Genomic DNA, 20,024 nt, shown 5'->3' with positions numbered 1-20,024 from the left:
GCGCTTCCTATATTTCATTTCCTCACCGACTCGACCTATGTGATTACAGGGCAGGTGAGCATAAAAAAGACGTTCCAAATCCGTCATTTCCAAATCAAGGAGAAGCCGTGTGAAACCAGCCATTAGAGTTACCGTAACAGGAGCCGCTGGCAATATTGCCTATTCACTATTATTCAAGATTGCTGCTGGCGAAATGCTCGGTGACGATCAACCCGTAATTTTGCAGTTAGTCGAAATTCCTCAGGCAATGAAAGCGCTGCGTGGCGTTGCCATGGAGCTCGAAGATTGCGCTTTCCCGCTGCTACAACAAGTTAGCATTCACGATAATCCTGAAGAGGGTTTCAAGGGTGTTCATTATGCCTTGCTGGTAGGTGCACGTCCTCGTGGGCCAGGCATGGAACGTGGTGACTTGTTAACAGCGAATGCTGCGATCTTCTCCGTGCAGGGTAAAGCATTGAATGACTTCGCTAACCCTGATGTGCGCGTGTTGGTGGTGGGCAACCCCGCTAATACTAATGCGCTCATTGCCAGCCGCAATGCCCCTGATCTTGATCCAGGCCGATTCACAGCCATGACACGCCTTGATCATCAGCGTGCTAAAGGTATTTTGGCGAACCGTTTGGGCAAGAGTGTGATGGAAGTGATCGGTGTCACTATCTGGGGTAATCACTCTGCGACGCAATACCCTGATCTGCATCACGCCTCTGTGCATGGTGACTCTGTTCTGTCGTTGATTGATGAAGATTGGTACAAAGATTCATTTATCCCGCTGGTGCAAAAGCGAGGCGCGGCTATCATTAATGCGCGCGGTGCCTCCAGTGCTGCCTCGGCAGCGCAGGCCGCGATTGCCCATATGCGTAGCTGGGCATTAGGCACAGGCGAAGAGTGGGTCAGCATGGCCATTCCCAGTGATGGCAGTTACGGTGTCGCCACCGGTATTATCTATTCCTTCCCGGTACGCTGTAACTATGGCCGTTATGAGATTGTTCAGGGTCTTGAGCTGAATGATTTTTCAAAAGAGCGTATGAAAGTATCTGAAGCGGAATTGCTGGAAGAGCGAGCGGCGATTGATCACCTGCTGCCAGCTGAAACGGCGGCTCGTATGAGTGATCCGTTTAATCGCGCTGGCCTGGTTAATGAGATTGATGATGAATGCCTGCGTGCCGAACCGATAGTCGTTAAGACCGATTGAATCGGTTATAGGCCGCCAAGTGTTCCTGTCGTCCTGATCTCCTATAAAATCAACAGGGCGCCAACGTTTTTAACACCCGCATTCGGTTAACGAGTGTGGGTGTTTTTCATTTTCTACCTTTATTAAGGTCACGTGACCTCGCCGTTCAGAGAACTTTTCACCAAATACCCAAGGGATAAACGGCGTTCAACCTGGCCTTACGCTTTACGTTGCAGATAAGAATGGCAACAGGATTCGTGGCAACACATACGTCAACTTCCAAACGGATCAAGGATCTATCGATCCAGACTGCGTAGTCACAGATGGGCGCTGCAGCGTTTCATGGGAGAGTCTGAAAACTGACGGGCCTTATGCGATTATAACGGCCTCAACAAACGGTCGATTGGCTGATGATAGCACCGGGATCATAGAATCAACGACAAGGCTCTATAGAGCTGTCGGTGACCGTACAAACTCCAGACGACGGCGCTTCAGAAACCAAGCTCGAGACTGACACCTGGCAGTGATTCGTATAGCCCGGCCTCGCGCCGGGCTTTTTGCTTACAAAACGAGTTTCCGTGATAATAGCGCCCATCGAATTCTCGGTGGGCGTTTTTGCTTGCCGCCTCCTCATTTTGTCAACCCGAGCCACTCAACAGCATGAAAGAGATCGTTTCCGACCTGCTCCAGTCCGCGCTGGCTGCCCTTCAATCAAAAGGCACGCTGCCTGCCGACCAGACCTACACGCCACAGATTGGCAACACCAAAGACAAATCCCACGGCGATTACGCGTGTAACATTGCGCTGGTGGCGGCCAAGTCTGCCGGCTGTGCGCCGCGCAAACTGGCGGAGGCGCTGGTGGCCAACTTGCCGGCCAGTGCAGCGGTCGACAAAGTGGAGATTGCCGGGCCGGGTTTTATCAACTTTTTCATGAGTACGGCCAGCGCCTTTGGCGTTGTGAATACGGCACTGGAACAGGCTGAAAACTTTGGCTGCAACCAAAGCGGCAAGGGCGAAAAAGTCCAGGTAGAGTTTGTTTCCGCCAACCCCACCGGCCCTTTGCACGTGGGCCACGGCCGTGGTGCTGCAATCGGTGACTGCATTTGTCGGCTACTGGATGCCAACGGCTATCAGGTTACCCGCGAGTTTTATTACAACGACGCTGGCGCCCAGATCAACAACCTGGGGCTGTCCGTTCAGGCCCGGGTAAAAGGCCTGACACCGGACCACGAAAGCTGGCCCGAAAATGGCTACCGCGGTGACTATATTACCGACGTGGCCGAAGCCTATCTGGCTGGCAAGACGATTACGGCAGACGACCGCTCGGTAACCGGCGAGGCCGAGCCGAACAACCTTGAAGCCATCACGAATTTTGCCGTGGCCTATCTGCGCCGCGAGCAAGATTCTGATCTGAAAGCCTTTGGCGTCGAATTCGACGTGTATTTTCTGGAATCTTCGCTGTATGACGACGGCAAGGTTGAAGCCACCGTAAAGCGCCTGCAGGAAAACGGCTACACCTACGAAGACGGCGGCGCCCTGTGGCTGAAAACCACCGAATTTGGCGACGACAAAGATCGGGTTATGCGCAAAACCGACGGCGGCTACACCTACTTTCTGCCGGATGTTGCCTATCATCTGGACAAGTGGCAGCGCGGTTTCAGCACGGTTATTAACGAACAGGGCGCCGACCACCATTCAACCGTTACCCGGGTTCGCGCCGGTTTGCAGGCGTTGAATGTCGGTATTCCAAAAGACTGGCCCGATTATGTGCTGCACCAGATGGTGATGGTGATCCGCGGCGGTGAAGAGGTGAAAATCTCCAAGCGCGCGGGCAGCTATGTCACCCTCAGCGACCTGATTGACGAAGTAGGCCGCGACGCCACCCGTTTCTTCCTGGCCGCGCGGCGAGTGGATTCCCAGCTGACCTTTGACATTGATCTTGCGCGCTCGCAAACCAACGAAAACCCGGTGTATTACATCCAGTACGCTCACGCCCGCATTTGCAGCGTGTTGCGCAAGCTGGCTGTCGAAGGCGTGCAGCGTGGCCGTCACGAATGCGTAGGCGACCTGACTCTGCTGACGCTGGATGAAGAAAAAGAACTGGCCAACCAGCTGGCAAAATATCCAGAGCTGGTTGCCAGCTCCGCTGCCCAGCGCGAGCCCCACACCCTGAGCCAGTACCTGCGGGAATTGGCCGGCCTATTCCACAGCTATTACAACGCCCACAAGGTGCTGATTGAAGACACCGCCCTGCGCGATGCCCGCATCAGCTTGTACCTGGCCGTACGCCAGGTGATCGAAAATGGCCTGGGCCTGCTGGGCGTTAGCGCTCCGGAAGAGATGTAACCAAAAAAATGCCGCGAGACTACGCCCGCAAATCGTCACCCAACCAGGCCACTACGCCTCGTCAAAAGCCGGGCAAGCCGGCCCGGGCTCAACACGGTAGCCTGTCGATGAAATCGGTATTGGCACTGGCGGCTGTGGGCGGTTTCATCGGCTTTATTGTGTACCTGAACAGCTTGCCTGGCAGCGAGGCACCCGCCAAAGACGCGGCGCCCACCGTGCAGAAGGCACCGGCCAAAACGCCGGCGCTGATACAACCGGAAATCGCCAAACCCCAATTCCGTTTTTACGAAATGCTGCCAGAAACCGAGGTAATGCCGTCCACGGTGGATGAATACACGCCTGGCCCAGGCCGCCCGCAAGTCGATTACCTGCTGCAGTCCGGTTCGTTTCGCAAGGCCGAAGACGCCGAACGACAGCGCGCCCAAATCGCTTTCCAGGGTCTGCGCGCAGCGGTGCAGAAAATCGACCTGGAAGAAGGCAATGTCTGGTATCGGGTGAATGTAGGCCCGTTCACATCCCGCAGCCAAATGAACGCTGCCGTGGACAAGTTGGTGTCTATCAGCATTCAGCCGCTGGTGCGGAAAATCCCCAAAAAGGGCTAGAGTCTCTTTTGCTCCTGATGCGTAAATCTAAAACTGAGTGCTGAACGCTCTGCCTTGAAAATCGCGGCGCTGCCTCCATAACTGCGCTAACACATTCGATCAGGCAACTGGAGCCCACATGACCACCATACTTTCCGTACGCCGCGACGACGAAGTCACCATGGGCGGTGACGGCCAGGTGTCCCTTGGCAATACCGTAATGAAGGGCAACGCCCGCAAAGTGCGCCGTTTGCACAACGGCCAGGTTTTAGCGGGCTTTGCCGGGGGTACCGCCGATGCGTTCACCTTGTTCGAGCGCTTCGAAGCGCAGCTGGAAAAACACCAGGGCAACCTGACCCGCGCCGCGGTGGAGCTGGCCAAAGACTGGCGATCAGACCGGGCGTTACGAAAACTGGAGGCCCTGCTGGCGGTGGCCGATAAAACCGCCTCACTCATCATCACCGGTAACGGCGATGTTATAGAGCCAGAAATGGGCCTGATTGCCATTGGTTCCGGCGGCCCTTTCGCCCAGGCATCTGCCCGCGCGCTGTTAGAGAACACCACCATGAGTGCCCGCGAGATTACCGAAAAAGGCCTGATCATAGCGGCTGACATCTGTATTTACACCAACCAGAATCGCACCATTGAAGTGCTTTCTGCCAACGATTAAGCCGGAGCGATCATGTCTGCACTGACTCCCAGAGAAATTGTCCTCGAACTGGACAAACACATTGTTGGCCAGCAGGAAGCCAAGCGCGCGGTAGCCATTGCCCTGCGCAATCGCTGGCGCCGGATGCAGCTCAACGACGAGCTGCGTGAAGAAATCAGCCCCAAGAATATTCTGATGATTGGCCCCACCGGTGTCGGTAAAACCGAAATTGCCCGGCGCCTGGCCAAACTGGCGGACGCACCCTTTTTGAAAGTGGAAGCGACCAAATTTACCGAGGTGGGTTATGTCGGTCGCGATGTTGATTCCATCATTCGTGACCTGGCTGATATGGCCGTGAAAATGCTGCGTGAGCAGGAAATGAAGCGCCACGAAAACAGCGCTCTGGACGCCGCGGAAGATCGCATTCTGGACGCGCTGCTGCCACCGGCACGGGATGTCAAAGAAGACAGCAAGCCGAAGGAAGATTCGGCCACCCACCAGATGTTCCGTAAAAAACTGCGGGAAGGCGAGCTAGACGACAAAGAAATCGAGATTGATCTGCGCAACAGCAGCGCCGGCGTTGAAATCATGGCGCCGCCGGGCATGGAAGAAATGACCAACCAGCTGCAAAGCATGTTTGCCAATATGTCCCAGGACAAGCGCAAAACCCGCAAGATGCGGGTGGCCGATGCCCTGCGCCGGGTGAAAGACGAAGAAGCCGCCAAGCTGGTGAACGAAGAAGAAATCAAACAGAAAGCGGTACAGGCTGTTGAGCAAAACGGCATCGTGTTTCTGGATGAAATCGACAAAGTGGCCAAGCGCTCTGAAAACACCTCCTCGGATGTGTCCCGCGAGGGCGTTCAGCGTGACCTTCTGCCGCTGATTGAAGGCAGCACTGTCACCACCAAGTACGGCGCTATTCGCACTGATCACATCCTGTTTATCGCCTCTGGAGCCTTCCACCTGACCAAGCCGTCAGACTTGATTCCGGAGCTGCAGGGCCGCCTGCCGATTCGGGTAGAACTGCATCCGCTGACGCCAAACGATTTCAAGCGAATTCTGACCGAGCCGGATGCTTCGCTGGTGCAGCAATACGAAGCCTTGATGGGCGCCGAAGGCCTGAAACTCAGCTTTACCGACGACGCCATCACCCGCTTGGCCGAAGTGGCGTGGAAAGTGAACGAGAACACCGAAAATATCGGCGCGCGGCGTTTGCACACCATGTTGGAAAGACTGCTGGAAAGCCTGTCATTCGATGCCGGCGACAAGGTGACGGAACAATTCGAAGTGACCGCCGAGTACGTCGAGGAAAAGCTGGGCAAACTGGCGGAAGACGAAGATTTAAGCCGCTATATTTTGTAGCGTGCGAGAGCTGAAGCCTGTAGCGGATGAGAGCTAAAGCCGCGACCAGGGCAGGAGTGCCTGCTGGTCGCGCGCCAATCGGGCCGCCACCGCCTAACGCCAGACCGATTCGGGGTTTTTTGCCGCTCGCTGCGTTCGCCGGCTGCGTTTTTTGTCAGTTTGCCGTTACTCATAGCTTGGCCTTCTCATGTTATTCAGGCGGATGCCGAGGCTACCTCTGCCAAGGTTTTGCCAGTGGATTTTCCGGGCCGCATATAGCGGCCAAATCCGGCATTACGCAACGCCAGGTCGACACAGCTTTTGATCACATGGGGCGAATCCAACAGCAGGATGTCCTCTAACAAATTTGTCGCCCACTCAAGGCTGACACTGCGAATCACCGATTTCACTTTTGGCAGGCTGGCTGCGTTCATCGACAGTGAATCGTAGCCCATGGCCATCAGCAATACGGCGCCGCCCGGGTCTCCCGCCAATTCGCCACACACGCCCACCGGCTTGCCCACGGCATGGGCGTCCTGGGCAATACGCACCAGCGCCTGCAACACAGCTGGGTGGTAGGAATGGTACAGCGGCGCCACACGGGGGTTGTTACGGTCTACCGCCAGTAAATATTGGGTTAAATCGTTGGTACCCACCGACAGAAAATCCACCCGGTCGGCCAATTCGCGTATCTGGTATACCGCTGCCGGCACCTCTATCATTACGCCCACTTTTGGCATATGGATGTTGTAACCGTCTTCACGCACTTCGTGATATACGCGGTAAATCAGATGAAGAGACTCTTCCACTTCGGAAATATTGCTGATCATTGGCAGCATAATCTGCAAATTGTTCAGGCCTTCGCTGGCCTTCATCATCGCCCGCACCTGTAGCTGGAAAATCTCCGGGTGGTCCAGGGTGACGCGTATGCCACGCCAGCCCAGAAACGGATTTTCCTCGTGGATGGGGAAATACGTCAGGCACTTGTCGCCGCCGATATCCAGGGTGCGCATGGTCACCGGGTTAGGCGCAAAGGCTTCCAACTGCTCGCGGTAGTATTCGCGCTGTTCCTGTTCCGAAGGGAAGCGATCTTTAATCATGAACGGCACTTCCGTGCGGTACAGACCAATGCCTTCGGCGCCGTGAGTCAGCGACCGCACCACGTCGGTCATCAACCCGGTGTTTACCAGCATGGATACCCGGTGATGGTCGGTGGTTTCACAAGGCAAATCGCGCAGGGCTTCGAGGCCGCGAATCAGCTCTTTTTCTTCGTCGCAGATAACTTGGAAATAAGCGCGCAAATCCGCCGATGGCGACGCGAAGATCTGGCCTTCGAAGCCGTCTACCACCAGTTCCTTGCCGTCGAGCTGATTCACCGGTATGTCAACCAGCCCCATTACCGTGGGTATGCCCATGGCGCGAGCCAGAATGGCCACGTGGGAGTGGCTGGAGCCTTTCACCGAAACCAATCCCACCAACTGGCCCTTGGGCACTTCGCCCAGCATAGCGGGGGTGATTTCTTCACTCACCAATACGGTGCGTTCGGGATATTCCAGGCCGGCTTGCTCGCCTTCCTGCAGGTGCGACAACAAACGCCGACCCAGGTCGCGCACGTCTACCGCCCGCTCCTGCAGATAATGATCATCCATCATCTCGAAATTGCGCACGTACTGCTGCACAACCTGTTTCAGCGATCCCTGGGCCCAGTTACCTTCGCGAATTTTACCGTTAACTTCGTCCGGCAGAGCTTCATCGCTGAGCATGCGCAGGTACACATCAAACAACGCCTGTTCCTGCGGCCTCAGCTGCGAAGCCAGTCGTGCTGCTACCCGTTCGATGTCTTCGCGCACGGCACTTACCGCGCACTGGAACAGGTCCAGTTCGTGCTCAATATCATCCGTGGTTTTTTCCGGCACAAGGTCAAGGTCTGCCGCCGGGTAAACGGTTACGCCGGTGCCAATGGCCACGCCGGGGGCGCCGGGCACGCCGTCAAAACCGATGTCATGAGCTTCCTCGCCGGTGAGCGACAAACCACCAATGGCGCCCGTGGCCTCGCTGTGGGCGATCACCCCGCTGAGCTGAGCCGAGATAGTCACCATAAAGGCTTCTTCGCCTTCATTAAAACTGCGGGAACTCTCACGCTGCTGCACGACCAATACACCCATCAGGCGGCGATGGTGAATAATGGGCACACCCAGAAACGAGCGGAAGCGTTCTTCGCCGGTTTCAGGAAAGTAACGGTAACGGGGATGGGAAGGCGCATCTTCCAGATTAATCAGCTCTTCCCGCGAGCCCACAAGGCCCACAAGGCCCTCGGAACAACCCAGGCTAACCTTGCCCACGGCTTTGCGGTACAGCCCTTCAGTGGCCATCAGTACGTAGCGGTTGGTAGCAGGGTCTAACAGATACACCGAACACACTTCGGTGTTTATGGCTTTTTGCACACGCGAAACAATAATGCTCAGCGCCTCCTGCAGGTCGCGGGCGCTGTTTACTTCCTGGATGATCGTTCGCAATGTACTCAGCATGTTGGGATTAGCCCGTCGTCATGATTATTCCTTCAAGCGCCGGTTGTGCTCGGCACGCCGCGCCTACTCCATGTTATGGAACAGCCGCGGCGCCAGCTCGCGCAGCGCACGTCGGTAGACTTCTTTTTTGAATGAGATCACCTGCCCCAACGGGTACCAGTAGCTTACCCACTGCCAGCCGTCGAATTCCGGTGAATCGGTACCATCTACGCATACCTGCGCGTCTGGCGAAAGCATCCCCAGCAGGAACCATTTCTGTTTTTGCCCTACACACAACGGGTGCGAATTGTGGCGAACCATCCGCCGCGGCAAGCGGTATCGCAACCAGCCCCGCGTACAACTGATAATTTCCACATCGCGGGCGCACAGCCCAACTTCCTCCCCAAGCTCCCGGTACAATGCCTGTTCCGGTGTTTCATCCTGATGAATTCCGCCTTGCGGGAACTGCCAGGAGTTTTGGCCTATGCGCCTCGCCCACAACACTTGCCCTTTGTGGTTGGCCAGAATGATTCCGACGTTGGGTCTGAAACCGTCTGAGTCAATCACGGGTCAGTACCTCTTTAAGAGTCGGTTAACCGCGGCAAAATGCGACGGCCGGATTTTTCCAAGCTGCTCTCATTCTTGCAGAATCCCAAGAAATCGGCAATCACGGCTGTTTGCGTGCGGCCATGATAAACTGCTGCACACTTCGAGACGCCGGTAAGTGCCGGCTTTCAGCCACCTTAATCACCGAGGCAAAATGATGACTCTGGCCATATTCGATCTGGACAACACCTTGCTGAACGGCGACAGCGACCACGCCTGGGGCATTTTTCTGGCAGCGCAAGGCATTGTAGACGCCGATGCGCACCGCAAAGCCAATGATCGGTTTTATCAGGATTACCTGAGCGGCGAGCTGGACGTGTTTCGCTATCAGCGTTTTGTGCTGGAACCCCTGGCGCAGTTTTCAATGGACGAACTGCACTCCATGCGCGAGCGTTTTATGGCCAGCCACGTGCAACCGATGCTGCAAACCAAAGCCGCCGAACTGCTGCACCAGCATCGCAGCCAAGGCCACACACTGATGATTATTACCGCCACCAATCATTTTATTACCAGGCCAATCGCCGACCTTTTAGGCATTGAGCACTTGATTGCCACCAACCCGGAAGTGGTGAATAGCCGCTTTACCGGAGAGGTGTCGGGCACGCCCAGTTTTCAGGGCGGAAAGGTAACGCGCCTGAAGCAGTGGCTGAATGAAAACGATGAGTCATTGGACGGCGCCTGGTTTTACAGCGATTCCATCAACGATGCGCCGCTGCTGGAGCAGGTTGCGAATCCGGTGGTGGTTGATCCGGATTCGCGCCTGGAAGCCATGGCCGGCGAGCGCGGCTGGCCCGTTATGTCGCTGCGGGATTAAGGCTCGGGGACAGACTTGAAGTCTGTCCCCCCGATACTGACAGCCGGGGCTATAAAAACCCGGTTAGCGATCGCACAAAGCAGGATTTGATGTAATCGGTTTCCGCAATGCCCGGAATAATCGGGTGGTCTGGCGCCTGATGGCCCTGCTCCAGCAGCTGCACAAAGCGGTCAATTTTGCGCCCGCTACCGCGGATGATGTCTACCAACTTTTCCTGGGACAAGTGCATAGAGCAAGATGCCGACACCAGTAAGCCGTCCCGCTCCAGCAGGCGCAAACCCAGCTGATTCAAGCGGGCATAGGCTTGCTCACCGGCTTTCTGGTCGCGGCGGCGGGGTATCAGTGCAGGTGGGTCTAGCACCACAATGTCGAATTTCTGTTTTTCATCCGCCAATGCTTTTAACGCGTCAAAGGCGTCGCCTTCAATCGTATCAACATTCGTCAGTCCGTTCAGGCGGGCGTTGTGGTGCACCGACTCAATGGCTGACGCCGAGCTGTCTATGCAGGTCACGCTGGTGGCGCCGGCACTGGCGGCCTGTATGCCCCAACCGCCCACGTAACTGAATACATCCAGCACCCGTTTGCCCGGCGCGTAGGCCTGCAAACGCGCACGGTTCATGCGGTGGTCGTAAAACCAGCCGGTTTTCTGCCCGCCCGCCAGCGGCACTTCAAACTTGACGCCGTTTTCTTCCAGCTGAAGCATTTCAGGGGCGCTGCCGTGGGCCTGCTCCACATAGCTTTCCAGACCTTCCACTTTGCGCATTTTGCCGTCGTTCTTCAGCACAATAGAGCTGGCTTGGGTCAGCCTTTGTATGGCGCGGACAATGGCTTCTTTCATCTGTTCCATGCCGGCGCTGGAAATTTGCACCACCACGGTGTCCCCGAAGCGGTCAATCACCAGCCCGGACAGGCCATCGCTGTCACCAAAAACCCAGCGGTAAAACGGCTTGTTAAACAGCCGCTGGCGCAATTCCAGCGCAACTTCCATGCGCTGGGTAAGCCGTTGTGGGGTCATGCCATGGGTTGGGTCACGGCTAATCAGCCGGCCACAAATCAACGCATGGGGATTCACAAACACGGTGCCCAAAGGCTTGTCGTTCGATGCGCGCAGCTCTGCCTGAACACCGGCTTCGAAGCCGGTCAGCGGCGAGCGTTTGACATCCACTTCATTACTGTAGACCCACAAGTGGCCTGCCCGCAGACGGCGCTCGGCGCCTTTGCGGAGGTATAACACCGGGAAATTCATAAAAGATTGTTACTCCGCTGCGACCAGGTCGCTGTAAGTGTCTGCATCCATCAGGCCATCAAGCTCGCCGTCGTCGGTCATTTTCACCCGAAACAGCCAGCCTTCGCCGTAAGGGTCTTCGTTCACTTTTTCCGGCTCGTCTTCTAGCCGCTCGTTAATTTCGACCACTTCGCCGGTCACCGGGCTGAATACGTCTGAGGCAGATTTGACCGATTCCGCCACGCCGGCTTCTTCGCCGCCGGTCACCGTGGTACCCAGCTCTGGAACGCCAATATAAACCACGTCGCCCAACTGCTGCTGGGCAAAACCGGTAATGCCCACGGTGGCCAGGCCGCTTTCATCTACCCGCACCCACTGGTGGGTTTCAAGGTATTTCAAATCAGAGGGAACATCGCTCATCGGTCGAATCCTGATAAGTTAAAATGGGTTTGTAGTAATAGATTGGCCGCATTTTAGCGGAACAAGGGGCGTCTCGTCTGGCTAATTCGTCGATACGACATCTGATATGACACCAGATAAAACGCCTGGCGCGATGCCCTGCCCGATGCCCTGCCCGATACCCTGCCAGCGAACCTCTGTAGCCAGCTTCATAAACGCACTGAGGTAATCCACATTGCGGTCGCGCTCGCGACAGCCCAGAAAGATCTGTTTACCAATGCCCGTTTCGCCCAGCTGCACCGGCACAATGGCCATACGCTGCTGGTATTCCTGCACCAGCCAACGTGGCAGAGCCGCTACACCGCGGCCGGCAGCGACCATCTGCAACATAATGTCGGTGGTTTCGATGGTTTTGTGCCGCGCCGGGCGAATGTTGGCCGGAAGTAAGAGATGTGTGTATACATCCAGGCGCTCCACCGCCACCGGGTAAGTGATCAGAATTTCTGGTTCCAGATCTTGCGCGCTGATCCAATCGTTGTGTGCCAATCGATGGCCACTGTGCACCACCAGCACCTGCTCGTAATCAAACACCGGTTCAAACACCAGGCCTGGCCGATGCAACGGGTCTGGCGTTACCAGCAGATCAATGTCATGGCCAAAGAGCGCGCCAATACCGCCAAACTGAAATTTCTGTTTTACGTCTACGTCTACCATGGGCCAGTGCCCCAGATAAGGCCCCACCACTTTTAACAGCCACTGATAACAGGGGTGGCATTCCATACCAATACGCAGAGTGCCCGCCTGGCCACGGGCGAACTGGTCGATTTGCAGTTCTGCATGCTCGAATTGCGGCAGCAAACGGTTCGCCAGAGCCAGCAGGTATTTGCCCGCCTGGGTCAGCTGCAGTTGCCGGCCTTCGCGCAGCCATAAAGGCGTGCCGAGCTGCTGCTCCAGTTTACGGATGGAATGGCTCAGCGCCGACTGGGTCAGGTGCAGGCGTTCGGCAGCAGCGGTCAAGGAGCCCCCCGCGTTTACGGCCCGCAGAACTTCCAGATGGTTACGTTCAATCACAGATATGCCCACTCATAGCTCAGCCTAACGTGAATAGAATTCATGGATATGTGAAATAATACCATTATTTTTCATAACTCTTCAGCGGTAATCTGATTGCTCATAACCAATAGCAATCAAAACACACGATTTATTCCGGAGATGAACATGGCCATTACCCACAACCTGGGATTTCCTCGCATTGGCGCCCAGCGCGAACTAAAATTCGCTCAGGAAGCTTTCTGGCAGGGCAGAATCGACGCTGACGAACTGCAGTCCACCGCAGCCACTTTACGCGCCAAACACTGGCAGCAACAACAGGCGCAGGGGCTGGACTGGGTGCCGGTGGGGGACTTTTCTCTCTACGACCAAGTGTTGGACATGAGCGCTACCCTGGGCAACCTGCCCGAGCGCGCCAGCGCCACCGACGGCACCGAGCTGGATCATTATTTCCGCGTGGCACGCGGCCGCTCCGCCAGCGACAGTGCTTGTGGCAACATTCATGCGGGCGAAATGACCAAGTGGTTCGACACCAACTACCACTACATCGTGCCGGAATTTCACGCCAACACCGAGTTCAGTCTGAACGCCGATCGCCTGATTGCGCAACTGGCGGAAGCTCGCGCGCAAGGCATTGCCGCAAAACCGGTGATTCTTGGCCCGGTGTCTTATCTATTACTCGGCAAAAGCAAAGACAACAGTGACCGCCTGGCCCTGTTAGAAAAACTGCTGCCGGTGTACGGCGAGTTACTGCAAACCCTGGCGGACAATGGCGCCAGCTGGGTGCAGATTGACGAGCCGGCGCTGGTCACCGAACTGGACAGCGACTGGCGCCATGCCATTACTCTCGCCTACCACCAGTTCAAATCCGCACCGGTAAAGCTGCTACTAACCACCTACTTTGGCGAACTGCGTGAGAATCTGCAGTTAGCCTGTGAACTGCCAGTGGCGGGCCTGCACCTGGACGCCGTTAGCGCACCGGCGGAAGTTCAACGCCTGGTTGACTGGTTGCCAAGCCACAAAGTGCTGTCGTTAGGAATCATAAGCGGTCGCAACATCTGGAAAACCGACCTGCCGGCAACGCTGGACTGGCTGGAACCCATACAGCAGAAACTGGGTGATCGGCTATGGCTAGCGCCTTCCTGTTCACTGCTGCACGTGCCGGTGGACCTGGCCCAGGAAACCGAGCTAAATGCCGAAGTACGCAACTGGCTGGCCTTCGCCCAACAGAAACTGGAAGAACTGAACCTGCTGGCCCGCGCCTTGACCCACGGCCGCGACACCGTTGCGGCAGAACTTACCGCCAACGCTGAAGCGCTGGCCAGCCGGCGCCGGTCAACGCGGGTGCACAATCCAAACGTGGCCGCATCGGTGGCGGCGATCACGCCCGAACTGGGCCAGCGCAAGAGCCTGTTTGGCAAACGTATTGCTCTGCAACAGCAGCACTTGAATCTGCCGGCCTTTCCAACCACCACCATCGGATCTTTTCCGCAAACCGCCGAGATTCGCCAAACCCGACTGCAATTTCGCAAGGGTGAGCTGGATGCCGCCGCTTACCAGGAGCGCATTCGAGAGGAAATCGCCCACTGTGTCCGCCAGCAGGAAGAATTGGGACTGGATGTACTGGTGCACGGTGAAGCCGAACGTAACGACATGGTGGAGTATTTTGGCGAACAGCTGGACGGCTATGTGTTCAGTCGCTTCGGCTGGGTGCAGTCTTACGGCTCCCGCTGTGTGAAGCCACCGATTCTGTTCGGTGATATCTCGCGGCCAAAAGCGATGACGGTAGACTGGATAAACTACGCCCAGTCGCTCACCAGCAAACCGCTTAAAGGCATGCTGACCGGCCCGGTCACCATTCTGAACTGGTCCTTTGTGCGCGACGATCAACCCCGCCGTGACACCTGTTTGCAGCTGGCGCTGGCGATTCGCGAGGAAGTGCAGGATTTGGAGGCAGCTGGTGTGAAAATCATCCAGATTGACGAAGCCGCGCTGCGCGAAGGCCTGCCATTACGCCAGACCGATTGGGACAGCTATCTTCAATGGGCGGTAGACGCTTTCCGCATAACCGCTAACGGCGTGAGTGATCAAACCCAGATTCACACCCACATGTGCTATTCGGAGTTCAACGACATCATCGCTGCCATCGCCCGCATGGACGCCGACGTGATTACCATTGAAACGTCGCGCTCCGACATGGAACTGCTGAACGCCTTCAAAAACTTTGATTACCCTAACGACATTGGCCCGGGTGTATACGACATTCACTCCCCGAACATTCCGCAGGTCGATCAGATTACGAGCTTGATGAACAAGGCAGCGGAACGGATTCCGGCGCAGCGGTTGTGGGTGAACCCGGATTGCGGCCTGAAAACCCGCCGTTGGGAAGAAGTGCAGCCAGCGCTGCGGGCCATGGTGGACGCCGCCAAGGAGCTGCGCCAAAAACTGGCAGAGCAAGCGGCTTAAGCAGGGCTTAATAACCCCCGCTGTCGCGATCCAGCACTACCTTGAAATCCAGCGCCCGGTGTACCTTCGTGGTAAACCCGCCGGCGCTGCCCAGCTCGAACCAACGGTACCCGGGTGCCCGCTCTTCAACCGAGAACTCACGGGCGCCGGCGGTAAATTGAATACAGGTTGAGGGCGTGCCCAACAGGCGCACGCCGTTTTCCTGCCGGTCCACTTCCTGATGAATATGGCCCCAGGCAACAACTCTAACCTGTGGGTGGCGATTAATAATTTCCCAGAAAGCGTCACGATTGTGCAGGCCAATGTCTGCCATCCAGTTGGCGGTTATATCCACCGGGTGATGATGCAAAGCTATGAGCGCGGGCAACCGGGGGTTCGCTGCCAGAGTTGCGTCTAGCCATTCCAACTCTTGCCGGGTTAACTCGCCGTGCACCTTGCGCGGGACCGATGAGTCCAGCATCAGAATCTGCCAGCCGCCCTGCTTCAGGTGTTTGCGCTCGGCACGGTAGCGGCGGGCAACCGGCCACAGCCGCTCGGTATTGTCGTGGTTACCCGGAATCCACAGGCTGTCGCAATCGAATCTCGCCAACGCCCGCGCCAGCGCCTCGTAGGCATCAACGCTGCCATCCTGTGCCAAATCACCGGTGGCCAGCACCAAATCTGGCTGACCGCAGCGTTTCAGTACGTCATCAATCACCGCGGCCAGGCTGTCGCGAGTGTTCATGCCAAGCAACTTACCATCGCGGTCGGCTTTCAGGTGGGGGTCTGTCAGCTGCAGAACTCTTAGCGGTCGCTGCTGTGGCGGATCTTGGAATAAAAGTTGAGTCGTCACGGGACAGAGAATCTCCAGACCGCATACTCCATGGGCAGGTGGCCAAAACGCAGGCAGTAATCCAGCCAGTCAGTCAAAAAACTGTTCACCTGCACTTTTTCATCGGGGTGGTGCATATAGCGATTGGGATAGTCGTTCACCGGCGCAATCTGGCGGTCACGGTAACAGCTGATCACCTCCGCCATACTGGCATCATGATACACCCGCACGGTCATTTTCGGATTGTTCAGCCAGCGCCCGGCGTTGTGCACCTGCTCAAGCAGCAGGGTTTCGGTAAAGCGCGCGGTTTGCAGAATGGTTTGCCCTAAGCTAAAAACAGTTTTGAAAGATAGTCCCTGGTCGGCGCTGATTGCAAGTTGTGCGTAAGTTCAGGGCAAGTATGGAGCCTGGCCTCTGAAACTGAACACGGACATTCGACTCGGGTGCAATTTGAAAATACATGCATTCTACAACGGTAGAGCTGTCGGTGATAATTGGCCATAATAGGGGATATAGATTTGCTTGCCATCAAGCGGGCGCTCGCCCAAGCGCACAGGTTTTCAGGAGGAGAAATGAAGAAACAATTGCTATCCGGGCTTATCGGCCTTTTTGCGGCGTCGCCCGTGTTTGCCATGGACCTGATTGAAACCTACGAAAAAGCAATCTCCTACGACTCTGGAATTGCCGGTGCCAGAGCCACACTGGATGCGACTGAGGAAGCGACGGGAGTAACACGAAGCTTTCTGCTTCCCCAGCTCAGCGCATTTGGCGGTGCGACCCACGACGACTCGGACGAACCGACCAGTAACGACAGCTACAAGATTCTCCGTTATGGTTTACAGCTGACTCAGCCGCTGTTCCGGGCTGAAGAGTGGTTCCGGCATGACGTCAGCAAACTGGACACAGACGCCGCCAGAGCCGATTACAACCTTGCTCAGCAGCAGCTGATACTGGATGTTGCCACTGCGTATTTTAACGTGCTCAGGGCAAACGATGCGCTGAGCACTGCACGGGCAACGGAAGCAGCTATCCAGCGGCAGTACAAACAGGCACAGGAACGGTTCGACGTTGGCCTCATAGCGATTACCGCCGTCTTCGAAGCGAGAGCAAGCTTTGACGACAGTAAGAGCCTGCGCATTGCGGCGGAGAACGACCTCAATGTTGCCAAGGAGCGACTGGCACGGCTGACGGGCGAGTACGCCACCAGCGTCGAGAACCTGCGCCAGGAGTTTCCTCTCAGCAGGCCGACACCAATGAACCCTTCCGTCTGGGAAGAAACTGCCTTACAGCAGAACTGGTCGATTCAATCAGCCAGTCACGAACTGGCAGCCACCGAAGCGCAATTGAAGGTAGCCAAGGCAGGGCACTATCCGACACTTGACCTGACAGCTTCCCACGTTAACTCCGATCTCCGGGGCCTGGGTGGCTTTTCTGGTGTGCAAACTCAGGGTGGAGGTACCACAACCATTAACTCAATCAGCCTTGAACTCAACATTCCGCTGTATAGCGGCGGAGGTACCCAGGCAGGTGTACGTCAGCAGAGGGCATTGGTAAGGGTCTCGGAACAGCAACTCAACACGACGCAGCGCGATGTCAGAGTGGACACCCGCAGCCTTTTCCTCACCGTAAATAACAACATCGAATCCGCTTCCGCCCTGGAGCGGACAATCATTTCCCGTCGCAGTGCTCTCGAAGCAACCAGAGCGGGATACGAAGTCGGCACACGAAATATCGTCGAAGTGCTGGATGCCGAGCGCGCTTACTACGTAGCGCTGAGAGACTTCGCCAACGCCCGCTACGACTACGTGGTGAACTCGTTACGGCTTAAACAGTCGGCTGGCACTCTAAGCCCGCAGGACCTGATAGAGCTGAACAACTGGCTGAGCGCAAACGCACCGGGCATCGAAGCCCTGGCCAACGACGACACAACCCTAAGTAGCCAAACAATGAGCCAGTAAGCCGGTAGCCGCATTTTTCAGCCGGCGGGCCTAAACCCGCTGGCTGATGCCGGCCACCACACGGCCTAACGCGCCTCGGTTACTTTCCACTACCGCCAAAGCGCGCTGACCGCTTTCGTGCAACGCCTGTTGATTATTTAATAGCCGAGTCAGACACACTAACAACGCCCCAGCAGACTCTACGATGGTTACTCCGTCGTGCTCCTGCAGGCACTGATAAATCGACTCGAAGTTGAATACGTGGGGGCCAGAGATTACCGCTATCCCCCAGGCCGCCGGCTCCAAAGGGTTGTGGCCGCCGCGCTCAATCAACGAGCCGCCAATAAAAGCAAGATCACTGGCGCCATAAAGCATCATCAGTTCGCCCATGGTGTCGCCTAAATACACCTGAGCAGCAGCGGGGCTCTCGCTCAACGATCGGCGGGCCAGGCTGAAACCTGCCTTTGTAACAGCGCTGGCGACCAGCTCGAAACGTTCGGGGTGGCGCGGCACAATAATCATCAAGGCAGCATCAGGCGGATCAGTTGGGAATGGATAAATTACAGCACAGCGGGCTCCGAATAAGGCAGTGGGGTATCATAGACTAAACATCAGCAGTTTGCCTTTTGCGGCGGTTCCCGCTATTGCTTGTGTACGTCAGCTGACGCCCTGGTTTACCAAAATTCCACAGACTTGCGAGTTCAACTCTAGTGAAGAAGAAATACCGTAAACAACCGCGAAACACTGACTTTAGCGCCTATCGTCACCCACGCTGGTGGCCTACCTGGGCGGCCATGTTTTTTATGTGGCTGGTAGCGCAGCTGCCCCTTCGCGTGCAGTGGTGGCTCGGCTCCGGCGTGGGCCGCCTGGTTTGGCGCCTGGGTAACAGCCGGCGGCGCATTACAGAGACCAACATTCGCCTGTGTTTTCCGCAGCTCACTGAGCAGCAGCAACGCGAGTTGGTCAAAAAATCTTTTATCGCCAATGGCATTGGCTTACTGGAAATTGGCGTGTGTTGGTTTTGCGATACCGCCAAACTCAAAGCCATTACCACCCTACATGGGCTGGAGAACTTCGAGCGCGCTAGAGGGCGGAAAAGGCGTGCTGTTGCGGACCAGTACCTATGGAGGCCCCGTCGCTTCAAAACCCGACCCGATCCAGATGACCCAGGCTTCTATGGCCGCAAACGCTAACACGTCCTTCCCGGTTATCTGGTTGCTAACCGACAACAAACCGGGCCACCGCAACCAACTCAAAGGCCTGGGCAACCGACTGCGGGTGCTGGCCGGTGCGTCACTGCACTGGATAGACGTAAACAGCGTCAAAACGCCCCTATGGCGAGTGCTTCTGGGGCGGCCACCCGCGCTCGACCCTGCTCCGCCGCAGCCAGACCTGATCATCGCCGCCGGCTCCGGAACCCATCGTTTACTGTTGGCCCTGCGCAAGCTTAAAGGTGCGCGCACACTGGTGCTGATGAAACCGGGCTTTCCACTGCGCTGGGTAGATGGCGCCATTATTCCCCAACACGACCGGGTGAAACCGGGCCCGAACCTGTTTCTGAGCCAGGGCGTAATCAACGCCGTAACCCCCATTAAAGAACTGGGCACGCAGCCCCGCGGACTGATACTGGTAGGTGGTCCGTCGGCGCATTTTCAGTGGAGCGACGAGGCTGTCATGGCGCAGATCGAGGAATTGTTGCACAGCTACCGGCAATGGAGCTGGGTTATCAGCAGCTCCCGGCGCACTCCGGCTAGCTGCGTGCAGGCGCTGGCTGCGCTGGAAACCAACCGGATTCAAGTGTTAACACCGCAGGATACCGGTGAACACTGGCTAAGCACCGCCTTGGCACACAGCCGCTGCGCCTGGATAACCCCAGACAGCAATTCGATGGTGTGCGAAGCGGCAACGTCTGGCGTACCCACCGGGGTGTTCCAATTGCCGGCCAAGCGCCGCAGCCGCGTTGCGCTGGGCCTGGCCGCAATGCAAGATGAACATTTGGTGGCCACCTGGGATGATCACTACAAGGTTATGACCGCTAGTCCAGGATCACGTATTCTATTCTGGCAAGCAGACGCTGCGGCACGCTGGGTTATGAAACACTTCTTATCAACTGGGCTTTAA

The 20,024-nt window shown here is 56.5% G+C and carries 16 protein-coding genes and 2 pseudogenes; 10 read left to right on the top strand and 8 right to left on the bottom strand.

Translation table 11 applies throughout. The annotated features are described in order from the left end of the window. Positions 1-109: 109 nt before the first annotated feature. The 5 genes from A3OI_RS0115200 (at position 110) to hslU (ending at position 6,109) form a co-directional block, all read left to right on the top strand. Complete coding sequence (locus A3OI_RS0115200; RefSeq protein WP_018405107.1) at positions 110-1,192, top strand: malate dehydrogenase; 1,083 nt, start codon at positions 110-112, stop codon at positions 1,190-1,192. Positions 1,193-1,831: 639 nt separating this feature from the next. Beyond that, the gene (gene argS / locus A3OI_RS0115195; protein WP_018405106.1) at positions 1,832-3,517 is read left to right on the top strand and encodes an arginine--tRNA ligase; all 1,686 of its coding nucleotides are present in this window, start codon (positions 1,832-1,834) and stop codon (positions 3,515-3,517) included. 8 nt (positions 3,518-3,525) lie between these two features. Continuing rightward, positions 3,526-4,119, top strand: coding sequence for an SPOR domain-containing protein (locus A3OI_RS0115190; protein WP_018405105.1), 594 nt, complete (start codon positions 3,526-3,528; stop codon positions 4,117-4,119). A 118-nt stretch (positions 4,120-4,237) separates the two neighbouring features. Beyond that, on the top strand, positions 4,238-4,768 hold the full coding sequence (hslV, locus tag A3OI_RS0115185) for an ATP-dependent protease subunit HslV (RefSeq protein ID WP_018405104.1): 531 nt from the start codon (positions 4,238-4,240) through the stop codon (positions 4,766-4,768). 12 nt (positions 4,769-4,780) lie between these two features. Then, positions 4,781-6,109, top strand: coding sequence for an ATP-dependent protease ATPase subunit HslU (gene hslU, locus A3OI_RS0115180; RefSeq protein ID WP_018405103.1), 1,329 nt, complete (start codon positions 4,781-4,783; stop codon positions 6,107-6,109). Between the two features lie 194 nt (positions 6,110-6,303). Here hslU and ptsP read toward each other — a convergent pair whose 3' ends face one another. Both ptsP and A3OI_RS0115170 read right to left on the bottom strand, forming a co-directional pair. Further along, positions 6,304-8,616: a phosphoenolpyruvate--protein phosphotransferase gene (gene ptsP / locus A3OI_RS0115175; RefSeq protein WP_018405102.1), complete on the bottom strand. Its 2,313-nt coding sequence runs from the start codon at positions 8,614-8,616 to the stop codon at positions 6,304-6,306. Positions 8,617-8,679: 63 nt separating this feature from the next. Beyond that, positions 8,680-9,162 (bottom strand): RNA pyrophosphohydrolase, encoded by a 483-nt coding sequence (locus A3OI_RS0115170; RefSeq protein WP_018405101.1) that lies wholly within the window; start codon positions 9,160-9,162, stop codon positions 8,680-8,682. A gap of 196 nt (positions 9,163-9,358) precedes the next feature. Between A3OI_RS0115170 and A3OI_RS0115165 the strand changes: the two genes are divergently transcribed. Then, entirely contained in the window at positions 9,359-10,015 is a 657-nt protein-coding gene (locus A3OI_RS0115165) for a histidinol-phosphatase (protein ID WP_018405100.1), read from the top strand. Between the two features lie 49 nt (positions 10,016-10,064). On the opposite strand, the gene A3OI_RS0115160 is transcribed toward A3OI_RS0115165, so the two are convergent. The 3 genes from A3OI_RS0115160 to A3OI_RS20465 all read right to left on the bottom strand — a co-directional run bounded on the left by A3OI_RS0115160 (position 10,065) and on the right by A3OI_RS20465 (position 12,710). After that, on the bottom strand, positions 10,065-11,261 hold the full coding sequence (locus tag A3OI_RS0115160) for a class I SAM-dependent rRNA methyltransferase (protein ID WP_018405099.1): 1,197 nt from the start codon (positions 11,259-11,261) through the stop codon (positions 10,065-10,067). Between the two features lie 9 nt (positions 11,262-11,270). Next, positions 11,271-11,660, bottom strand: coding sequence for a glycine cleavage system protein GcvH (gene gcvH, locus A3OI_RS0115155; protein WP_018405098.1), 390 nt, complete (start codon positions 11,658-11,660; stop codon positions 11,271-11,273). A gap of 81 nt (positions 11,661-11,741) precedes the next feature. Beyond that, positions 11,742-12,710, bottom strand: coding sequence for a LysR family transcriptional regulator (locus A3OI_RS20465; protein ID WP_040475124.1), 969 nt, complete (start codon positions 12,708-12,710; stop codon positions 11,742-11,744). 147 nt (positions 12,711-12,857) lie between these two features. Between A3OI_RS20465 and metE the strand changes: the two genes are divergently transcribed. Further along, positions 12,858-15,155, top strand: a complete 2,298-nt coding sequence (gene metE / locus A3OI_RS0115145) for a 5-methyltetrahydropteroyltriglutamate--homocysteine S-methyltransferase (RefSeq protein ID WP_018405096.1) — start codon at positions 12,858-12,860, stop codon at positions 15,153-15,155. Positions 15,156-15,162: 7 nt separating this feature from the next. Here metE and cpdA read toward each other — a convergent pair whose 3' ends face one another. Further along, positions 15,163-15,987 carry a 3',5'-cyclic-AMP phosphodiesterase gene (gene cpdA / locus A3OI_RS0115140; protein WP_018405095.1) on the bottom strand — a complete coding sequence of 275 codons (825 nt, stop codon included), beginning with the start codon at positions 15,985-15,987 and terminating at the stop codon, positions 15,163-15,165. Continuing rightward, positions 15,984-16,283, bottom strand: a pseudogene (locus A3OI_RS20460) (DUF1249 domain-containing protein); the annotation flags it as partial. The gene cpdA and the pseudogene A3OI_RS20460, both read right to left, overlap by 4 nt. Positions 16,284-16,538: 255 nt before the next feature. On the opposite strand from A3OI_RS20460, the gene A3OI_RS0115130 reads away from it, so the two are divergent. After that, positions 16,539-17,924 carry a TolC family outer membrane protein gene (locus A3OI_RS0115130; RefSeq protein WP_018405093.1) on the top strand — a complete coding sequence of 462 codons (1,386 nt, stop codon included), beginning with the start codon at positions 16,539-16,541 and terminating at the stop codon, positions 17,922-17,924. A 30-nt stretch (positions 17,925-17,954) separates the two neighbouring features. On the opposite strand, the pseudogene A3OI_RS20455 reads toward A3OI_RS0115130, so the two are convergent. After that, positions 17,955-18,431, bottom strand: a pseudogene (locus A3OI_RS20455) (3-deoxy-D-manno-octulosonic acid transferase); the annotation flags it as partial. 266 nt (positions 18,432-18,697) lie between these two features. Here A3OI_RS20455 and A3OI_RS20450 point away from each other — a divergent pair. Next, on the top strand, positions 18,698-19,096 hold the full coding sequence (locus A3OI_RS20450) for a lysophospholipid acyltransferase family protein (RefSeq protein ID WP_267283309.1): 399 nt from the start codon (positions 18,698-18,700) through the stop codon (positions 19,094-19,096). After that, on the top strand, positions 19,080-20,024 hold the full coding sequence (locus tag A3OI_RS0115115; protein ID WP_018405091.1) for a mitochondrial fission ELM1 family protein: 945 nt from the start codon (positions 19,080-19,082) through the stop codon (positions 20,022-20,024). Before A3OI_RS20450 ends, A3OI_RS0115115 begins: the two co-directional genes overlap by 17 nt.

The organism is Marinobacter gelidimuriae, from assembly GCF_000372805.1.
GTDB classification, from domain to species: Bacteria; Pseudomonadota; Gammaproteobacteria; order Pseudomonadales; family Oleiphilaceae; genus Marinobacter; species Marinobacter gelidimuriae.
This window is presented reverse-complemented; position numbering and strand designations above follow the sequence as displayed.

Coding starts and splice junctions, on each gene's coding strand:
- argS (WP_018405106.1), top strand. CDS start 1,832: ATGAAAGAGATCGTTTCCGACCTGCTCCAGTCCGCGCTGGCTGCCCTT.
- A3OI_RS0115190 (WP_018405105.1), top strand. CDS start 3,526: ATGCCGCGAGACTACGCCCGCAAATCGTCACCCAACCAGGCCACTACG.
- hslV (WP_018405104.1), top strand. CDS start 4,238: ATGACCACCATACTTTCCGTACGCCGCGACGACGAAGTCACCATGGGC.
- hslU (WP_018405103.1), top strand. CDS start 4,781: ATGTCTGCACTGACTCCCAGAGAAATTGTCCTCGAACTGGACAAACAC.
- ptsP (WP_018405102.1), bottom strand. CDS start 8,616: ATGCTGAGTACATTGCGAACGATCATCCAGGAAGTAAACAGCGCCCGC.
- A3OI_RS0115165 (WP_018405100.1), top strand. CDS start 9,359: ATGACTCTGGCCATATTCGATCTGGACAACACCTTGCTGAACGGCGAC.
- A3OI_RS0115160 (WP_018405099.1), bottom strand. CDS start 11,261: ATGAATTTCCCGGTGTTATACCTCCGCAAAGGCGCCGAGCGCCGTCTG.
- gcvH (WP_018405098.1), bottom strand. CDS start 11,660: ATGAGCGATGTTCCCTCTGATTTGAAATACCTTGAAACCCACCAGTGG.
- metE (WP_018405096.1), top strand. CDS start 12,858: ATGGCCATTACCCACAACCTGGGATTTCCTCGCATTGGCGCCCAGCGC.
- A3OI_RS0115130 (WP_018405093.1), top strand. CDS start 16,539: ATGAAGAAACAATTGCTATCCGGGCTTATCGGCCTTTTTGCGGCGTCG.
- A3OI_RS20450 (WP_267283309.1), top strand. CDS start 18,698: ATGTTTTTTATGTGGCTGGTAGCGCAGCTGCCCCTTCGCGTGCAGTGG.
- A3OI_RS0115115 (WP_018405091.1), top strand. CDS start 19,080: ATGGCCGCAAACGCTAACACGTCCTTCCCGGTTATCTGGTTGCTAACC.